Origin of the sequence: Streptomyces sp. NPDC007157 (genome assembly GCF_040634235.1) — a bacterium.
Lineage (GTDB): Bacteria > Actinomycetota > Actinomycetes > Streptomycetales > Streptomycetaceae > Streptomyces.
On the sequence record NZ_JBEYFE010000030.1, the window covers coordinates 42,978 to 59,958 of the forward strand.

Sequence of the window (16,981 nt, forward strand, 5' to 3'; positions counted from 1 at the left end):
CGGGACCGGGTCGCCGGACGTCAGCTCTTGGTACGGAACTTGTAGACCGCGTACGGCGCCGCCACCGCCGTGATCGCCACCGACCAGGCCAGCGTGATCCACAGGTCGTGGGCGACCGGGCCGCCGATCATCAGTCCGCGGGCCGCGTCGGCGAGCGTGGACAGCGGGTTGTAGTCGGTGAAGGCCTGCAGCCAGCCCGGCATCGACTTGGTCGGTGCGAAGATCGACGAGCCGAACTGCAGCGGGAACAGCACCAGGAACCCCATCGCCTGTACGGACTGCGCGCTCTTCAGGATCACGCCCAGGGTGAGGAACACCCACATGATCGAGGAGGCGAACACCGCGGACAGGCCCACGGCGGCGAACAGCCCGCCCCAGTGGGTGATGTGGAACCCGACCAGCACGGCGACGATCATCAGCACGGCGGTCGCGAACAGCATCCGCACCAGCTCGACGGAGATCTTCGCGAACAGCACCGAGCCGCGCCCGATCGGCAGCGACCGGAACCGGTCCATCACGCCGGAGTTGAAGTCCTGGCTGAAACCGGTGCCGACGCCCTGCGAGAGCGTCATGCTCATCATCGCGATCATGCCCGGGATGACGTACTGGACGTAACCGTCCTGGCCGCCGCCGAGCGCCTGCCCGATCGAGCCGCCGAAGACGTACACGAACAGCAGCGTGAAGACGACCGGCATCAGCAGCGCGTCGAACATCGACTCGGGGTCCTGCCGGATCCACAGCAGGTTGCGGCGGATCAGGGCCCCGGTGTGCCGCAGATGCCCGCGCAGCGGGATCCGGGCGTCGGCGGCGCCCGGCGTGGTGGTGACGGCCGGGGTGGTGGTGACGGCGCTCATACGGCGACCTCCTCGCGGTCGTCGGCGGGCGTGGGGTCCTGCGGGGCACTGGCGCGGTGGCCGGTGAGGGACAGGAAGACCTCGTCCAGGCTGGGCAGTTCGGTGACGATGGAGCTGATGGTGATACCGCGGGCGGTGACGGCGCCGACCACGGCGGTCAGCTGCTCGTCGCTGAGGATGGGCACCAGCAGGGTGCCCCGCTCGGCGTCCACGGTCGTGCCGGCGAGCCCGGTGATCCCCAGCTCGTCGATCATGGTGGCGAGCGGCCGCACCTGCAGCGGGTCGACCGGCTGCACGCGCAGCGTCCGCCCGCCGACCTTGGCCTTCAGCTCCTCCACCTTGCCGCCGGCGATGACCTTCCCGCGGTCCACGACGGTCAGCTCGGAGGCGAGTTGCTCGGCCTCCTCCATGTACTGGGTGGTCAGCAGCACGGTCACGCCCTCGTCGACCATCGTCTTGACCTCGTCCCACACCTCGTTGCGGGTGCGCGGGTCGAGACCGGTGGTCGGCTCGTCCAGGAACAGCACCTGGGGGTGGCCGATCATCGAGGCGGCGAGGTCCAGCCGCCGGCGCATGCCGCCCGAGTAGGTGCCGGCCGGGCGCTTGGCGGCGTCGGTCAGCGAGAACCGCTCCAGCAGCTGGTCGGCCCGGGCCCGGGCGTCCTTGCGGGACAGGTCGAGCAGCCGCCCGATCATGTAGAGGTTCTCCCAGCCCGGCAGCTTCTCGTCGACCGAGGCGTACTGCCCGGTCAGTCCGATCACCCGGCGCAGCTGGCGGGGCTGGCGCAGGACGTCGTAGCCGGCGACGGTCGCCTGCCCGGCGTCGGGCTTCAGCAGTGTGGACAGAATCCGGACGATGGTCGTCTTGCCGGCCCCGTTCGGCCCGAGGACACCCATCACGGTGCCCTCGCGGACGTCCAGATCAACTCCGTCGAGAGCCTTGGTGTCGCCGTAGTGCTTCACCAGCCCCCGTACGGTCACGGCGGTGTTGTCGATTCGCGTCATGGGAAGAACCGTGCCAGGCCCCACCGACAAACCGCCGGCAGGCCGCCGACACCGGGTTACGTCCCGCCGACAACCCGCCTACGAGCCGCCGACACGGGGCGGCGTACCGGGCCGGCCATGACCGTCCCCGCCGCTCACGCGCGCCGGCTTGGGCGTAAAAAGCGGCCAGCCCGCCGACGGGGGAAGATCGGCGGGCTGGCCGTGGTGTTTCCGCAGTGGCTCTAGTGGACGGAGTGCTCCTCCAGCGGGAACGTTCCGCCGACGACGTCCTCGGCGTAGGCGCGGGCCGCGTCGCCCATGACCTCGCGCAGGGCCGCGTACTTCTTCACGAACTTCGGCACCCGGCCCGAGGTCAGGCCCAGCATGTCCGTCCAGACCAGGACCTGCGCGTCGGTCTCGGGACCGGCGCCGATGCCGACCGTCGGGATGTGCAGCACCCGGGTCACCTCGGCCGCCAGCTCCGCCGGGACCAGCTCGAGGACGACCGCGAACGCGCCCGCGTCCTGGACCGACTTGGCGTCGCGCAGCAGCTGCTGGGCCGCCTCCTCGCCGCGGCCCTGTACCCGGTAGCCCATCGCGTTGACGGACTGCGGGGTCAGGCCGATGTGCGCCATCACCGGGATGCCGGACTCCACGAGCAGCCGGATCTGTTCGTGCGAGCGCTCGCCGCCCTCCAGCTTGACCGCGCCGACACCGGCCTCCTTCACCAGCCGGGTCGCCGAGCGCAGCGCCTGCACCGGGCCCTCCTGGTAGGAGCCGAAGGGGAGGTCGCCGACGATGAGGGCGCGCTGGGTGCCGCGGACCACGGCCGCCGACAGCATCGTCATCTCGTCCAGGGTGACGGGCACCGTCGACTCGTACCCGAGGTGGCAGTTGCCCGCCGAGTCGCCGACCAGGAGCACCGGGATCCCGGACTCGTCGAAGACCGACGCGGTCATCGCGTCGTACGCGGTGAGCATGGGCCACTTCTCGCCGCGTTCCTTGGCGAGGGCGATGTCGCGGACCGTGATGCGGCGGGTGCCCTTACCCCCGTACAGCGTCCTGCTGCCGTCGGAGGGGCTGTTCTGCGCAGGCTGGGCAGCCGAGAGCTGCGTCATGGCAACGGCTCCTTCAATTCATCTCGAGGCACCCTGACGGTGTCCCCGGATCGCATCCATGGTGGCACTTCGTGCCGCCCTCGGCCAGAGCACCGCCGTGTGATCCATCGGTCACCCCTCCTGCGTAAGGTCTCGGTAAAGGAATTCAGATACGAGACGGTACCGTATTGAAATGGCCCTAGGGTCGTCGCCATGACAACTCCTGCCGACCACGCTCCAACCGGCCCGCGCATACCCGAGGAGGTGCACCGGCGCCGCTGGGCGATCCTCGGCGTGCTCATGCTGAGCCTGCTGATCGTGGTGCTCGACAACTCGATCCTGAACGTCGCCATCAAGACCATCTCCACCCCCGCCCCGACCGGCCTGGGCGCCACCCAGAGCCAGCTGGAGTGGGCGATCAACGCCTACACCCTGGTCTTCGCGGGCCTCCTGTTCACCGCCGGCCTCATCGGCGACCGGCTCGGCCGCAAGAAGGTGCTGATCGGCGGCCTCGTCGTGTTCGGCGTCGGCTCCGCCCTGGCCGCCGAGTCCGGCTCCCCGGGCCAGCTGATCACCTACCGCGCCCTGATGGCCCTCGGCGCCGCCTTCGTGATGCCCGCCACCCTCGCCGTCCTGATGAACGTCTTCGAGCGTCAGGAACAGCCCAAGGCCATCGGCATCTGGGCCGGCGGCGTCGGCCTCGCCATCGCGATCGGCCCGATCACCGGCGGTGTGCTGCTCGACCACTTCTGGTGGGGCTCGGTCTTCCTCGTCAACGTGCCGATCGTGATCGTCGCGCTCGCGCTGATGCTGTGGCTGGTCCCCGACTCGCGCGACCCGCGTCCGGGCCGCCTCGACCCCGTCGGCGTGGTGCTCTCCGTCGTCGGCCTGGTCCTGCTGGTCTACGGCATCATCAAGGGCGGCGAACTCGCCGACTTCACCGACGCCAAGGTGCTCGCGACCATCATCGCCGGTGCCGTGGTGCTCGCCGGCTTCGTGATCTACGAGATGCGCAGCGACCACCCGTCCCTGGACGTCACCTACTTCAAGAACAAGGTCTTCTCGTCCGCCATGGCCGCCATCGCGCTGGTCTTCTTCGCGCTGATGGGCGTGACCTTCTTCTCCGTCTTCTACACCCAGAGCGTGCGCGGCTACTCGCCGCTGCAGTCCGGTCTGCTGCTGCTCCCGCTGGCCGTCGCCCAGCTGATCTTCGCGCCGCGGGCCCGGCTGGTCGTGGACCGGATCGGCAACAGGGCCACCACCACCGCGGGCCTGGTGCTGATCGCGGCGATGCTGGGCATGTTCGCCACCTTCGAGGCCGACACCCCGATCTGGCTCCTGGAGGTCGTCTTCTTCCTTATGGGCACCGGCATGGCGCACATCATGACGCCGACGTCGGTCGTCATCATGCAGGCCCTGCCCCGGGAGAAGGCCGGTTCCGCCTCCGCGCTCAGCAACACCTTCCGCCAGGTCGGCGGCGCCCTCGGCATCGCCGTCCTCGGCTCGGTGCTGTCGACGTCGTACCGCAACGGCATCGAGGGCAAGCTCGGCGCGCTGCCGCCCGGCCTGCGCGGGACCGCCGGCGAGTCCATCGAGGCCACGCTGGGCGTCGCCCAGAAGCTCGGGACGCAGGGCAAGGCCCTGGTCACGCCCGCCAACGACGCCTTCCTGCACGCGATGCACATGACCGCCCTGTGCGGTGTGGGCGTCGCGCTGCTCGGTGCCGTGGTCACGGCCCTCTTCCTGCCGGGCAAGCCGCCGGCCGGTCAGCAGGGCGAGCGGGAACAGGAGTTGGTCGCCGCCGCGGAGTGAGCTGACGCACGGTACGGCACGGATCCACGGGGGGAGGCTTGGGCTGCGGGAGAATTCCCGCAGCCAGTGAGAGGACGGTATGACGTGAGGCTTGCCGACAGTCGGCCGCGGTCCGTGGGTCCGGCCCGGGGCCGTCCGCGCAGCGAGGCGGTGGAGAGCGCCATCCTGGAAGGGGTGATGAAGCTCCTGGAGGAGGGTGTTCCGCTCGCCGAACTGTCCATCGAGCGCATCGCCCGGACCGCCGGCGTCGGCAAGGCCACCATCTACCGCCGCTGGAACGGCAAGGACGAGCTCTTCGTCGACGTCATGCGCGCCGCCGAGCCCCCCGACCCCGAACTCCCCGGCACCTCCATGCGCGACGACCTCGTCGTCCTGCTCGAATCGCTGCGCCGACGCGGGCTGATGAACCGTTCGTCGGCGATCCTGCACAACGTGTACGCCCAGATGAAGAGCAGCCCCCGCATCTGGAACGCCTATCACGTCAACGTCGTCAACCCGCGGCGCGAACTCGGCAAGGAAGTGCTGCGCCGCGGCCAGCGCAACGGCGAACTCCGCGCGGACATCGACGTCGACCTGGCCAACGACATGTTCACCGGCCCGATGCTGCTCAGGGCCATCCTGCGCCCGGACGCGGAGCTCCCCGAGGGTCTGGCCGAACAGATCGTCGACTCGGTACTGGCCGGGCTACAGCCCGTCAGCTCACCGGAGCCGGAGCCGGAGCCGGAGCCGCAGCCGTAAGTGCTGTTGTTGTCGCCGTCGGTGGAATGTGCTCGTTTTGTCACAGTCCACTCCGACCGGGCGGTAACCGGAACCCCTCCGGTCGACTTGTTCGTCCTCGTCTTCCGTACGGCCGTCATGTGACGGCGGGATCGGAGCCGATCATCCCCTAGGGTCGTATCCCGGGGGACGACGGTGTGCACGGCGGGTTGTGAGGCAGGCGGTATGGCGCAGCAGGCGTACATGACGGAGACGGACAACGGCGGCTCGGGGCCCGAGCGTCGGGGAGACCGGTTCCGGCGCCTGGTGAACCGCCTGCTGTCCGGCTGGCGTGACGACCCGCACATCTGGCGCCGGGGCCTCGTCCTCGCGGCCGTCGCCCTGCTGCTGGCCGGCGTGATGCTGATGCACTCCCGCATCCCCAACGCCATCGGCAACCTCGGCAGTCTCACCGAGACGTTCCTGCCCTGGCTGGGCCTGCTGATCCCGGTGCTGGTGCTGCTCGGCTTCCTGCGCAAGTCGGCGACCGCGCTCATCGCCGTCCTTCTCCCGGCGATCGTCTGGCTGAACCTGTTCGGCGGGCTGCTCACCGACAAGTCCGGTACCGGCGGCGACTTCACGGTCGCCACGCACAACGTGAACGCCGACAACCCCGACCCGACCGGCACCGCCGACCGACTCGCCGCGTCCGGTGCCGATGTGGTGGCCCTGGAGGAGCTGAAGTCGTCGGCCGTACCGGCGTACGAGAAGGCGCTGGCCTCGACGTACAAGCACCACGCGGTCGAGGGCACCGTGGGGCTGTGGAGCAAGTACCCGCTGACCGGGGTGAAGGCCGTCGACATCAAGCTCGGCTGGACGCGCGCGATGCGGGCCACGGTCGCCACGCCGGAGGGGGCCCTGGCGGTCTACGTCGCTCATCTCCCCTCGGTCCGGGTGAAGCTGAACGCCGGGTTCACCGCCCGGCAGCGGGACACGAGCGCGGACGCGCTGGGCGAGGCCATCGCCGACGAGACCTTGCCGCGGGTGATCCTGCTGGGCGACCTCAACGGCACGATGAACGACCGCTCCCTCAACGGCGTCACCTCGCAGATGCGCTCCACGCAGGGCGCGGCGGGCAGCGGGTTCGGGTTCAGCTGGCCGGCCGCGTTCCCGATGGCCCGGATCGACCAGATCATGGTCAAGGGCGTCGAACCGGAGAGCTCCTGGACCCTGCCGAGGACGGGCAGCGACCACCTCCCGATCGCGGCCCGTGTGAACCTGACCACATCGGATTAGCGAAAGCTCCTGGTCAGGGCGGTGTCGCTGTCTTTGTAAGGACAATCGGACACTGGACTGTAACCTGTCGGAATACTGGGCCTGGGATGCTTTGTTCCGTAGCTGAACTTAAACGTGCTCGCACGGAACCCCGCTCCCCGAAAGGCAAAGCCCTCCCATGCCCCTGGCCCTGCTCGCTCTGGCCGTCGGCGCTTTTGGTCTCGGCACCACCGAGTTCGTGATGATGGGCCTGCTGCCCGACGTCGCCGACGACCTGCACATATCGATCCCCGCCGCCGGGCACCTGGTCTCGGCGTACGCGCTCGGCGTCGTCATCGGCGCCCCGCTCCTTGCCGCGCTGACCGCGCGCATGCCCCGCCGCACGGTCCTCATCTCCCTGATGGCCCTCTTCGTGGCGGGCAACGCGCTGTCGGCCCTGGCCCCCACGTACGACTGGTTGCTCGCCGCCCGCTTCCTCAGCGGCCTGCCGCACGGTGCGTTCTTCGGCGTCGGCGCGGTGGTCGCCACCAACCTGGTGGCACCGGAACGCAAGGCCCGCTCGGTCTCCCTGATGTTCATGGGCCTGACGGTCGCCAACATCGCGGGCGTCCCCGTCGCCACCCTCATGGGCCAGCACCTGGGCTGGCGGGCGACCTTCCTGGGCGTGAGCCTGATCGGCGTCGCCGCGATGGCGGCGGTCGCGCTGCTGATCCGGGGGGCCGACGCCCCGGCTCCGGTCTCCGGCCTGCGCGGCGAACTGGCCGCCCTGCGCTCCCTGCCGGTCTGGCTGGCCCTCGCCACGACCGTCGTCGGCTTCGGCGCCCTCTTCTCCGCGTACAGCTACATCACGCCGATGCTGACGGACTCCGCCGGGTACGCCGACTCCGACGTGACCCTGCTGCTGGCGCTCTTCGGTGTCGGCGCCACCGCCGGCAACCTGATCGGCGGCCGCCTCGCCGACCACGCGATGCGCGGCACGCTCTTCGGCGGCCTGGCCTCCATGGTCGCGGTGCTGTTCCTCTTCCCCGTCCTGATGCACGCGCAGTGGAGCGCGGCCCTCGCGGTGACCCTGCTCGGCGTGGCTGCCTTCATCACCGGCTCGCCCCTCCAGCTGATGGTCATGGAACGCGCGGCGGCAGGCCCCTCCCTCGCCTCCTCCGCCAACCAGGCGGCCTTCAACCTCGCGAACGCGGGCGGCGCCTGGATCGGCGGCGTCGCGCTCGCGGCGGGCTTCGGCGCGACGTCCCCGGCGGTGGCGGGCGCGGCCCTCGCGGTCCTGGGTCTGGGCGTCGCGAGCGTGGCGTTCGCGGTGGACCGGCGGCGGGATGTCCCGTCGACGCCCCACGTACGGGTGGTCGCCTCGCACGTACCGGAGGCGACGCAACCGGTCCGCTCCTGACCGACGGCGCCCCCGGCCGGAGTGGCTGTTGTGCTCCCTTTCGGGTCCGCCGTCGCCTGCCGTGGGCAGCTCGGCTCATTGTGCTGAGGCAACGAAGTGAGCCTTCGGCAGGTCTTCCCTCTCGAACTGGGCGCGGTCCATGCCGCAGAGGGCGGCGAGCCGTTGGCGGGGTACTTGCGCGAAAGGGCGCAGAACATGGTTCCGGCGGGCGCGGGTCAGCTGCACGAGCAGGGATTCCTGCATTCCCGTGGAGCCGATGCGGTTCGAGACCAGGGGGCGGTCACCCACACCCGAGCGGTCGCGACTTCGCTGGGGTTTGAACATGTACTTCTCGGTGAGCCGAAGGTGTACGGCGCTGTACTTGGCGTTCGCCGCGAGCAGGAAATACCAGGCGGCCAGTTGTGGATGCTCGCCGGCCGTTCGGGCAAGGTGGGCGGGCGAGGACGCGGTGAGAGCGGCGGCGCTGATTCCCAGAGAGCCAAGGAGACTGACGGGCAACGGGGGGCGAGTGACACACCTGTCGAGTTCGGTCCGTTCGCTGTCGAGCAGTGCCGGGTACATACGCCGGACATGCCGGTCGTATTCGGGGAAGTCGATACCCAGCAGCAGGTCCCGGCGGAGAAATTCTGAGTCCTGTGCCCCGCTGGGCGGCACATCTCCCGGTCGCCAGTGTGCCAAGAACTGTCTGAAGACATCCAGGAAATGCCCGATGTCCAGTCCGCCGTTCTCCGGCGGACTGGACAGGAAGTCCTCGCTGAGCTGAATCAGCGAGGACATGAGCCGTGCCCCTGCCAGCGCTCTCCCTGCCGCCTCCGGGGACCGGATGTCCGTCGTCCCCTGGGCCACGGGTTCGAGTGTGTTGTTGATGGCCAGCTCAAGAGCCTCGGATTTCTTCAGCAACTCGAAGAAGGCGTACTCGCCGGGGTTCCCGGTGTACGTTCTTATGTTCAGATCCGGAAAGCTCCCGGGCAGGACCGCGAGGGTCTGGCCGTCGAGTTCCACCCGCGTGGTCGGAGCGTTCCAACGTACCAGCGAGGCATAGCAGTCGCGGTCGGCGTGTCCGGTGCCGGTGGCTGCGGCGAGTTCGGCGAAGTATCCGAGGAAGGGTGTCCCGGTCGTCCCGACGGGGAGCTGGCTGAATGAATCGCTCGGCCGTTGCTTGAGTGACAGGTCCGCTTCCTGGCGATGCCGCGCCACCGACGCGCCGACCAGGTCCAGCAGTACCAGCATGCGGCGCGCGTCAGCAGCCGGGAAGACCTCCGCGGGCGGCAGCGTGTCCAGGAACTCGAAGCGAAGCTGCGCTATCGATCCCTCCGGAGTCTCGGCTCCGGACAGGACAGCGCGATTCAATCGCGGCAGTTCGACGAGTATCCACTTGTTCCAATGTTTCCAGTCCACTTCGAATGCTCCCTGTTCACAAGGACATGTTCATCGAGTTTTTGCCGGCACCGGGAAAACCAGCCGATAGAAGTCACTTGTGTTTACCAGCGGCGCATGGGTAATCGTCAAGAGTCCCTAATTGGGTGACTGGACAACAGGCCGCGACAGCCTTTGAGGCGACCGTCCAGGAGGCGGATCAGTTCCTCAGCTCGCACCACACCGTCTTGTGGTCCTGGGTTCGGTCCACGCCCCACCGGTCCGTCAGCGAGTCCAGGACGGCCATGCCTCGGCCCGACTGCTCCGTCTCTGTCGCGGGCAGGAGGACGGGCCGTGTGCGTGGATCGGGGTCGGTCACCTCGATGCGGGTGCTGCAGTGGCCCGGTGCGCCGATGACCCGGACGGTCACCGGTGTTCCCTCGCCGATGTGCTCGATGACGTTCGTCAGTAACTCCGTTGCGCACAGCCGGACGTCGTAGGGGTGGTCGCGGAGCCAGTGGCGCAGTTCCGGCGCGGCCTTCGGGGTGGCCAGGAGGTGGAGTTCGAGGTGCGTCATCGCTCCACCGCCGCCGTCTTCCTGAGCGCGGCGGCAAGAGCCCGTGCCGTGGCCGTGTTGCAGTTCCCGAGCGCGACGAGGCCGGCGGGCGGGGCGTACGTGCCCGCGAAGCTCGGCAGGTCGACGCGGAGGGAGGGGAGTGTGATGCCGTGCTCGGCGAGGGCGGTGCGGAGGTCCTCGACGCACAGGGTGACGTCGTAGGCCGTGGGGGAGTGGTCGGGCATCAGGTGGGCAACTTCCTGTGCGGTGTGTGACGAACACCTCACAGACTGTCGATCGCCTCGCTACCGTGGAAGAGCATTCGCGTCCGCGACGCGAACTGCGGAAACAGCCCCATGAGTTACGGCGGTGAGCGCGTGGTGCGACGCAAGGACATCGACGGTTCGATGAGCGTCCCGACCTTCTACGGCAAGGAGTTGCGATGGAAGCGGGAGGCGGCGGGACTGTCGTTGGAGAAGCTGGTCGAGGGCAGCTTCTACGGCAAGTCGCATCTCAGTGACATCGAGCGCGGGGAGCGCCGGATGCCGTTGGAGCTGGCCCGGCATGTGGATCGGGCACTGGGGACGGACGGGTACTTCGAGCGGCATTGCGAGGATGTGCGGCGGGCGCGGAGAGGGCCGCATGCGGCGTACTTCGAGAAGGTCCTGGAGGCGGAGAAGCACGCCGAGTCCATTGAGGAGTGGTGTCCCAACACCCTTCCGGGTCTGCTCCAGACCGCTGCGTACGCGCGGGCGCTGGTCTGGTCGGCCCACCCGGCCGCGGTCGATGAGTGGGTGGAGGAGAAGGTGAAGGCTCGTCTCGCCCGCGCCCGGCTCTTCGACGAGGACCACTCCACCCTTGAGTACTGGGCGATTCTGCATGAGTCGCTGCTCACGGACGCGATCCTGCCGCCGCATGAGATGGCGGAACTACTCGACCGAGTGGCGGAGCTGGCTGGGCGCCGCCGGATTGTTCCGCAGATCGTCCCGCGGAAGGCCGGGGCGTATCCCCTGTTGGCGGCTTCCATCAAGGTCATGACGTTTCCCGACGCACCACCACTGGTCTACGCGGAGGCGTCCTACAGCGGCGACACCATCGACGATCCGGCCCTCGTGAAGCAGTACCGCAAGGCATACGATCGGCTCAGGGCCGTCGCGCTGTCACCGGAGACGTCCCTGGCCATGATCGAGGCAGCGGCAGGGGATTACCGAAATGGCAAGCAGCCTAATCGACTTGAGTGACGCGCTCTGGTTCAAGAGCAGCCACAGCAACGGTGATGGCGGCGACTGCGTCGAAGTCGCCCACGGCATCCCCGGCCTCATCCCCGTCCGCGACTCGAAGACGGCCCCCCACGGCCCCGCCCTCCTCCTCTCCGCCACCGCCTGGGCCCCCTTCATAGCCGCTCTCAAGTAGGCGTAACGCAAAGGGGCGTGAGGTCCGTCAGGACCTCACGCCCCTCTGCTCAGTGGTTCACCGCGTCAGCGGGTCAGTGCTTCCGGTGCGACTGCGCCTTGTACGACTCGACGTAGCCGGCCGCCGGGGTGCCGACGCCGGTCACGTCGTCGTAGCCCTTCACCGCGGACAGGGAGCTGTCCTTGCCGAGGCTGCGGACCGAGGACAGCAGGCCGCCGGTGGCGTCGAAGCCGTTGGCGAAGTCGATGCGGGCGACCGCGAGGTCCTTGCCGGTCGGCTTGTCGGTGACGTCGTGGTAGACCTTCGTGCCGTACTTGGAGTAGATCAGCGGGTTGGCGAAGCCGATCGCCTTGCCGCGTGCCTCCTGGGCGAGGGCCTGGACCGCCGCGATGACCGGCGCGGCCAGCGACGTGCCGCCGATGCGGTACTCGCTGTACGCCTCGGTGCCGTCCGCCTGGGTCTGCGTCTGGCCGACCTTGAAACCGGTGTTGGGGTCGGCGATCGCCGAGATGTCCGGGACCACGCGGTTACCGGAGGCGCTGTTGGCCTTCGCGAGCGAGTCCGGGACGACGCCCTTCTGGTAGGAAGGCTCGTTCACCGTCTTGCTGGTGCCGCCGCCCGCGCCCGAGGTGAACGGGCCGGGGAAGCCGGTCCAGCTCTTGCCGTCGGCCGACAGCGAGGCCTTCTCGGTGCCCCAGCCGGTCTCCCACAGGTACTTGTCGCCCTTGCCGACGGCCAGCGAGGTACCGCCGACCGCCGTCACCCAGGCGGAGTTGGCCGGGGTGTCGACCTGCTTCGTGTTGGTGTTGGCGACCTCGTCGCCGTTGTCACCGGAGGAGAAGTAGAAGCCGATGCCCTGCACCGCGCCCAGCTGGAAGACCTGGTCGTAGGCGGCCTGGACGTCCGGGGTCTCGTTGCCCTCGATGTCGCCCCAGGAGTTGGAGACGATGTCGGCCAGGTGGTTGTCGACGACCTTGCTGAGCGCGTCCAGCAGGTCGCTGTCCTGGCAGGACGCGGCGCCCACGTAGGTGACGTCGGCGTCCGGCGCGACCGCGTGCACGGCCTCGACGTCGAGGGTCTCCTCGCCGTACCAGCCGGAGGCGTCGCACTCGTCGGCGCCGGTGTTCGTGTAGTTCGCGGGCAGCACCTGGTGGAGCTGGCTCGTCTTCCACGAGGAGTCGCCGTGCGCCTTGGCGTAGGTGCCGGCGTCGAAGGCGATGGTCGGCGAGGCGAACGCGTCGGTGATCGCGACGCGCACGTGCTTGCCGGTGTACTTGCCGGCGCCGTAGGCGGCCCGCAGCTGCTTGCCGGTGTAGCCCTTGACGGCGTACGGGATCTTGGTGCCGTACGCGTCCGGCAGCGTGGTCGCGGTCTTCGAGCCGTAGTACGACGAGAACGGCCCGGAGTTCTTGAACACGCCGGCCGGGGGCGGCAGCGTGTCGTCGTGGGTCGCCTTGTGCGGCGCGTTGTCCAGACCGGTGACGGTCAGGATCGAGCTGCTCACGGCCGCCGGCACCGAAGCGGTCTTCTGCGGCGCGCGGTAGGTCTTCGAGCCCTTGGCGTAGTTGTGCAGCTGGGTGCCGAAGGCCTGCTCGACGGCGGACACGTCGCCGGAGACGGCTATGTAGTGCTGGGTGACCTCGGTGACCTTCAGGCCGGAGGCGGCCAGCCAGGACTTGACGGCCTTCACCTGGGCCGCGGTGGCGCCGAAGCGGGCCTGCGCCTGCTTGGCGCTGAGGTACTTGCCGTAGTACGGCGAGCTGGGGTCGGACACGGCCTTCGCGTAGGCCGCGAGGCCACTGGCGTTCCGGCCGGCCAGGTAGACGCGGGCCTTGACCTGCGCGCTGTTGGAGGTGGCGCCCTTGTCCGCCTTGGCCGTGGCCCAGGTGGGCTTGGTGCCCTTCAGGGTGTCACGGGCCGGGCTGTCCGCGGCGTGCGCCGCGGGTATGCCGAGTGCGAGCGCGCCGGCGATCATCGGCAGTGTCGCTGCCATGCTCACGCTGGCCCGCACCTTGGCACGGTTCGATCTCATACTGCCCCCTGCTATGCGGTTCGACGCATGGAGTGGTCGGTCAGGCGTGATCATCAGGAGGCCAGCGGCGGAACGGCCCGTGAATGGATCACACGATGGACGTCACTCTTACGGTGAACTGTTCATGCCAGGGGAATGAAAAGGCCAAGGAAACCCCAAGTGAGCGTTGGTTAGGGGCCTTTGACCGGATTTCGACGCCATGCCAAACGTTACGGATCGATTGCGATTGCCCGTAAGCCCTTGCGGTGCCGTTAAGTCGACAAATCGCCCACGGCGTACGCCTGTTCAGTCGCGCGGCTCGGCGCCCCGCTCCTTCAGCATCTGCGCCATCGTCGTCAACTCCGACTGCTGCGCGGCCACCATGCCCTGGGCGAGGCTCTTCTCCACCCCGACGGTGCACTTGGCCACACACCCCTCGGCCATGTGGATACCGCCCTTGTGGTGGTCCGTCATCAGCTGCAGGTAGAAGATCTCCGCCTGCTTGCCGTTCAGCTTCCCCAGCTTCTTCAGCTCGGTGTTGGTCGCCATGCCCGGCATCAGCGAACCGTCCTTGCCGGAGGCCATGTCGCCCATGCCCATCCAGGTCATCGGCGGATCGGCCGACACCTTCGGCAGCCCCCACAGGTCCAGCCAGCCAAGCAGCATGCCGCGCTGGTTGGCCTGCGTCTGCGCGATGTCGTAGGCGAGCCGCCGTACGTCGGCGTCTTTCGTGCGGTCGCGCACGATGTACGACATCTCGACGGCCTGCTGGTGATGGACCGCCATGTCCCGTGCGAACCCGGCGTCCGCCGAGTCGGCGCTCGGGACCGTGGCGCCGCCGCCGTCGCCGTCCTCGCCCGCGACCGCGTAGGTGATCGCGCCGGCCGCCACCAGTACCGCCACCGCGGAGCCCGCGATGAGAACCGACCGCATCACTGGCCCTTACCGCCCGTGCACGCGGCACCCGGCTCGGGCGTCTGCTTGCCCTGCACGAACTCCTCGAAGAACTTGCCCACGTTCGGGTCGGCGGCCCCGGTCACGGTGCGCTGGTGCGCCCACGCCGTCATCATGATCGGGTCCTTCTGCTCGTCGTCCGGGCTCATCAGCGTGTACGGCGTCTGCTTCACCTTCGCCGCGAGCGCGTCGACGTCGGCCTTCTTCGCCTTGCTGTTGTACGTCACCCAGACCGCGCCGTGCTCCAGCGAGTGCACGGCGTTCATGTTGTCGAGCGCCTTGGTGTAGACGTCGCCGTTGCAGTTCTGCCAGACCGGGTTGTGGTTGCCGCCCACCGGAGGCTCGGTCGGGTAGTGCACGGTCGTCGTCACGTGCGTCCGGCCCAGCGTGCCCTTCCAGGTGTTCACCCCGTCCTTGCCGGTCACGAAGTGCCCCGAGGTCTTCGCGTCGGCCGCCGTGGAGTCGTCACCGGACTGGTTCTTCACCAGCACCACACCGCCGACCACGAGGCCGGCGACGACCACCACGCTCGCGGCGATCGTGAGGATCCGGTTGCGACGCTCGCGCGCCTGCTCCGCGCGCCGCATCTGCTCTATGCGCGCCTTGCGTTCGGCGTTGCTGCTCTTCTTCGCGGAACCCATGGGGTGTGTCCTTCTGGGGGGTAAGGGGTGTGAAAGGTGGGCCAGCTGATCGTAATCGGGAGATGGGGTCAGCCGTAGGGAGGGCACAGGAAAGACCTGGAAATGCCGGTGGTTCGACAGGAAACCGATAGCCGGGGCGAGGGGTCGCGTCGCGGGTGGGTGCGGCCGGCGTCGGGTGCGGGGTGCGGCCGACGTCGGGTGCGGGGTGTGGTCGTCGTCGGGTGCGGGGCGAGGGGTGCCGGGTTTCGGATGTCGTGCGACCGATGGGTTTGCATCTGATATTCATGTTCATGGGCCTGGTGTGACGTGCGTCGGAATCGGATCGGCCATTACGGATGTCGGTGCGAGCAGGCAAGATGGGCGCCAGGGCGGTACACCTGCCGTATGGGAGCCGTTCAGGCCGAGGACGTCGGGGCGATCATGGTCCGCAACGCGCATGAAATGCTGTTGTGGTGTGATGCTCAGGTGCCCGACCGCCTCCTGTGGGACCGGGAACAGGCGGCCTGACCAGCAAGGATGGGGAAGCGGAAGATGGACAAGCAGCAGGAGTTCGTGCTCCGGACCTTGGAGGAGCGGGACATCCGGTTCGTACGCCTGTGGTTCACGGACGTACTGGGCTTCCTCAAGTCCGTCGCCGTGGCCCCGGCCGAGCTGGAACAGGCCTTCGACGAGGGCATCGGCTTCGACGGCTCCGCGATCGAGGGCTTCGCCCGGGTCTACGAGTCCGACATGATCGCCAAGCCGGACCCGTCCACCTTCCAGGTCCTTCCGTGGCGCGCGGAGACCCCCGGCACGGCCCGCATGTTCTGCGACATCCTGATGCCGGACGGCTCCCCGTCCTTCGCGGACCCGCGCTACGTCCTCAAGCGGGCCCTGGCCCGCACCTCCGACCTGGGCTTCACCTTCTACACCCACCCGGAGATCGAGTTCTTCCTCCTGAAGGACCGCCCGCTGGACGGCTCCCGCCCGATCCCGGCCGACAACTCGGGCTACTTCGACCACACCCCCACCAACGTCGGCATGGACTTCCGCCGCCAGGCGATCACCATGCTGGAGTCGATGGGCATCTCGGTCGAGTTCTCCCACCACGAGGGCGCCCCGGGCCAGCAGGAGATCGACCTCCGCTACGCCGACGCGCTCTCCACGGCGGACAACATCATGACGTTCCGCCTGGTCATGAAGCAGGTGGCGCTGGAGCAGGGCGTGCACGCGACCTTCATGCCGAAGCCGTTCTCCGAGCACCCCGGCTCGGGCATGCACACCCACCTCTCCCTCTTCGAGGGCGACCGGAACGCGTTCTACGAGTCGGGCGCGGAATTCCAGCTCTCCAAGGTCGGCCGTTCCTTCATCGCGGGCCTGCTGAAGCACGCGGCGGAGATCTCGGCGGTCACCAACCAGTGGGTGAACTCCTACAAGCGCATCTGGGGCGGCTCCGAGCGCACCGCGGGCGCCGGCGGCGAGGCTCCCTCCTACATCTGCTGGGGCCACAACAACCGCAGCGCGCTGGTCCGGGTCCCGATGTACAAGCCCGGCAAGACGGGCTCGGCCCGCGTCGAGGTCCGTTCCATCGACTCCGGATCCAACCCGTACCTGGCCTACGCCCTCCTGCTGGCGGCCGGCCTCAAGGGCATCGAGGAGGGCTACGAGCTCCCGCCGGGCGCCGAGGACGACGTCTGGGCCCTCTCCGACGCGGAGCGCCGCGCGATGGGCATCGAGCCCCTCCCGCAGAACCTCGGCGAGGCCCTCACCCTGATGGAACGCAGCGACCTGGTCGCCGACACCCTCGGCGAACACGTCTTCGACTTCTTCCTCCGCAACAAGCGCCAGGAGTGGTACGAGTACCGCTCCGAGGTCACCGCATTCGAACTGCGGAAGAACCTGCCGGTGCTGTAGGGGCAGGTCGGGGCGCGTTCTCGGGGCCTCGGTGCGAGGGT

At 68.8% G+C, this 16,981-nt stretch carries 17 protein-coding genes; 8 read left to right on the plus strand and 9 right to left on the minus strand.

Annotation, left to right across the window (positions count from 1 at the left end; genetic code table 11):
* Positions 1–20 precede the first annotated feature (20 nt).
* The 3 genes from ABZ642_RS38375 to panB all read right to left on the minus strand — a co-directional run bounded on the left by ABZ642_RS38375 (position 21) and on the right by panB (position 2,955).
* The gene (locus ABZ642_RS38375) at positions 21–854 is read right to left on the minus strand and encodes an ABC transporter permease (protein ID WP_360493526.1); all 834 of its coding nucleotides are present in this window, start codon (positions 852–854) and stop codon (positions 21–23) included.
* Entirely contained in the window at positions 851–1,858 is a 1,008-nt protein-coding gene (locus tag ABZ642_RS38380; protein ID WP_360493529.1) for an ATP-binding cassette domain-containing protein, read from the minus strand. Before ABZ642_RS38380 ends, ABZ642_RS38375 begins: the two co-directional genes overlap by 4 nt.
* Before the next feature lie 221 nt (positions 1,859–2,079).
* A complete protein-coding gene (panB, locus tag ABZ642_RS38385; RefSeq protein ID WP_360493532.1) occupies positions 2,080–2,955 on the minus strand; it encodes a 3-methyl-2-oxobutanoate hydroxymethyltransferase in 876 nt (291 codons plus the stop codon).
* 192 nt (positions 2,956–3,147) lie between these two features.
* Between panB and ABZ642_RS38390 the strand changes: the two genes are divergently transcribed.
* From ABZ642_RS38390 to ABZ642_RS38405, 4 genes are all read left to right on the plus strand, one after another.
* The gene (locus ABZ642_RS38390; RefSeq protein WP_360493535.1) at positions 3,148–4,746 is read left to right on the plus strand and encodes an MFS transporter; all 1,599 of its coding nucleotides are present in this window, start codon (positions 3,148–3,150) and stop codon (positions 4,744–4,746) included.
* An 84-nt stretch (positions 4,747–4,830) separates the two neighbouring features.
* Positions 4,831–5,484 carry a TetR/AcrR family transcriptional regulator gene (locus ABZ642_RS38395; protein WP_360493538.1) on the plus strand — a complete coding sequence of 218 codons (654 nt, stop codon included), beginning with the start codon at positions 4,831–4,833 and terminating at the stop codon, positions 5,482–5,484.
* Positions 5,485–5,688: 204 nt separating this feature from the next.
* Complete coding sequence (locus tag ABZ642_RS38400) at positions 5,689–6,738, plus strand: endonuclease/exonuclease/phosphatase family protein (RefSeq protein ID WP_360493541.1); 1,050 nt, start codon at positions 5,689–5,691, stop codon at positions 6,736–6,738.
* 157 nt (positions 6,739–6,895) lie between these two features.
* Positions 6,896–8,116 carry an MFS transporter gene (locus ABZ642_RS38405; RefSeq protein ID WP_360493544.1) on the plus strand — a complete coding sequence of 407 codons (1,221 nt, stop codon included), beginning with the start codon at positions 6,896–6,898 and terminating at the stop codon, positions 8,114–8,116.
* A 75-nt stretch (positions 8,117–8,191) separates the two neighbouring features.
* Here ABZ642_RS38405 and ABZ642_RS38410 read toward each other — a convergent pair whose 3' ends face one another.
* From ABZ642_RS38410 to ABZ642_RS38420, 3 genes are all read right to left on the minus strand, one after another.
* Positions 8,192–9,514 carry a hypothetical protein gene (locus ABZ642_RS38410; protein ID WP_360493547.1) on the minus strand — a complete coding sequence of 441 codons (1,323 nt, stop codon included), beginning with the start codon at positions 9,512–9,514 and terminating at the stop codon, positions 8,192–8,194.
* A gap of 178 nt (positions 9,515–9,692) precedes the next feature.
* A complete protein-coding gene (locus ABZ642_RS38415) occupies positions 9,693–10,049 on the minus strand; it encodes an ATP-binding protein (protein ID WP_360493550.1) in 357 nt (118 codons plus the stop codon).
* Positions 10,046–10,273: a hypothetical protein gene (locus ABZ642_RS38420; RefSeq protein WP_360493553.1), complete on the minus strand. Its 228-nt coding sequence runs from the start codon at positions 10,271–10,273 to the stop codon at positions 10,046–10,048. Before ABZ642_RS38420 ends, ABZ642_RS38415 begins: the two co-directional genes overlap by 4 nt.
* A 111-nt stretch (positions 10,274–10,384) precedes the next feature.
* Here ABZ642_RS38420 and ABZ642_RS38425 point away from each other — a divergent pair, with 111 nt between their 5' ends.
* The gene (locus ABZ642_RS38425; RefSeq protein ID WP_360493556.1) at positions 10,385–11,269 is read left to right on the plus strand and encodes a helix-turn-helix transcriptional regulator; all 885 of its coding nucleotides are present in this window, start codon (positions 10,385–10,387) and stop codon (positions 11,267–11,269) included.
* The gene (locus ABZ642_RS38430; RefSeq protein WP_360493559.1) at positions 11,241–11,441 is read left to right on the plus strand and encodes a DUF397 domain-containing protein; all 201 of its coding nucleotides are present in this window, start codon (positions 11,241–11,243) and stop codon (positions 11,439–11,441) included. Before ABZ642_RS38425 ends, ABZ642_RS38430 begins: the two co-directional genes overlap by 29 nt.
* Positions 11,442–11,514: 73 nt before the next feature.
* On the opposite strand, the gene ABZ642_RS38435 is transcribed toward ABZ642_RS38430, so the two are convergent.
* The 3 genes from ABZ642_RS38435 to ABZ642_RS38445 form a co-directional block, all read right to left on the minus strand.
* The gene (locus ABZ642_RS38435; protein WP_360493723.1) at positions 11,515–13,434 is read right to left on the minus strand and encodes a S53 family peptidase; all 1,920 of its coding nucleotides are present in this window, start codon (positions 13,432–13,434) and stop codon (positions 11,515–11,517) included.
* Between the two features lie 324 nt (positions 13,435–13,758).
* A complete protein-coding gene (locus ABZ642_RS38440) occupies positions 13,759–14,385 on the minus strand; it encodes a DUF305 domain-containing protein (protein ID WP_360493562.1) in 627 nt (208 codons plus the stop codon).
* Positions 14,385–15,047: a DUF3105 domain-containing protein gene (locus tag ABZ642_RS38445; RefSeq protein WP_360493565.1), complete on the minus strand. Its 663-nt coding sequence runs from the start codon at positions 15,045–15,047 to the stop codon at positions 14,385–14,387. The genes ABZ642_RS38440 and ABZ642_RS38445 overlap by 1 nt, the downstream gene beginning before the upstream one ends.
* A gap of 384 nt (positions 15,048–15,431) precedes the next feature.
* Between ABZ642_RS38445 and ABZ642_RS38450 the strand changes: the two genes are divergently transcribed.
* Complete coding sequence (locus ABZ642_RS38450; protein WP_360493568.1) at positions 15,432–15,554, plus strand: hypothetical protein; 123 nt, start codon at positions 15,432–15,434, stop codon at positions 15,552–15,554.
* Positions 15,555–15,578: 24 nt separating this feature from the next.
* Positions 15,579–16,940 carry a glutamine synthetase family protein gene (locus ABZ642_RS38455; protein WP_360493570.1) on the plus strand — a complete coding sequence of 454 codons (1,362 nt, stop codon included), beginning with the start codon at positions 15,579–15,581 and terminating at the stop codon, positions 16,938–16,940.
* Positions 16,941–16,981: the final 41 nt, after the last annotated feature.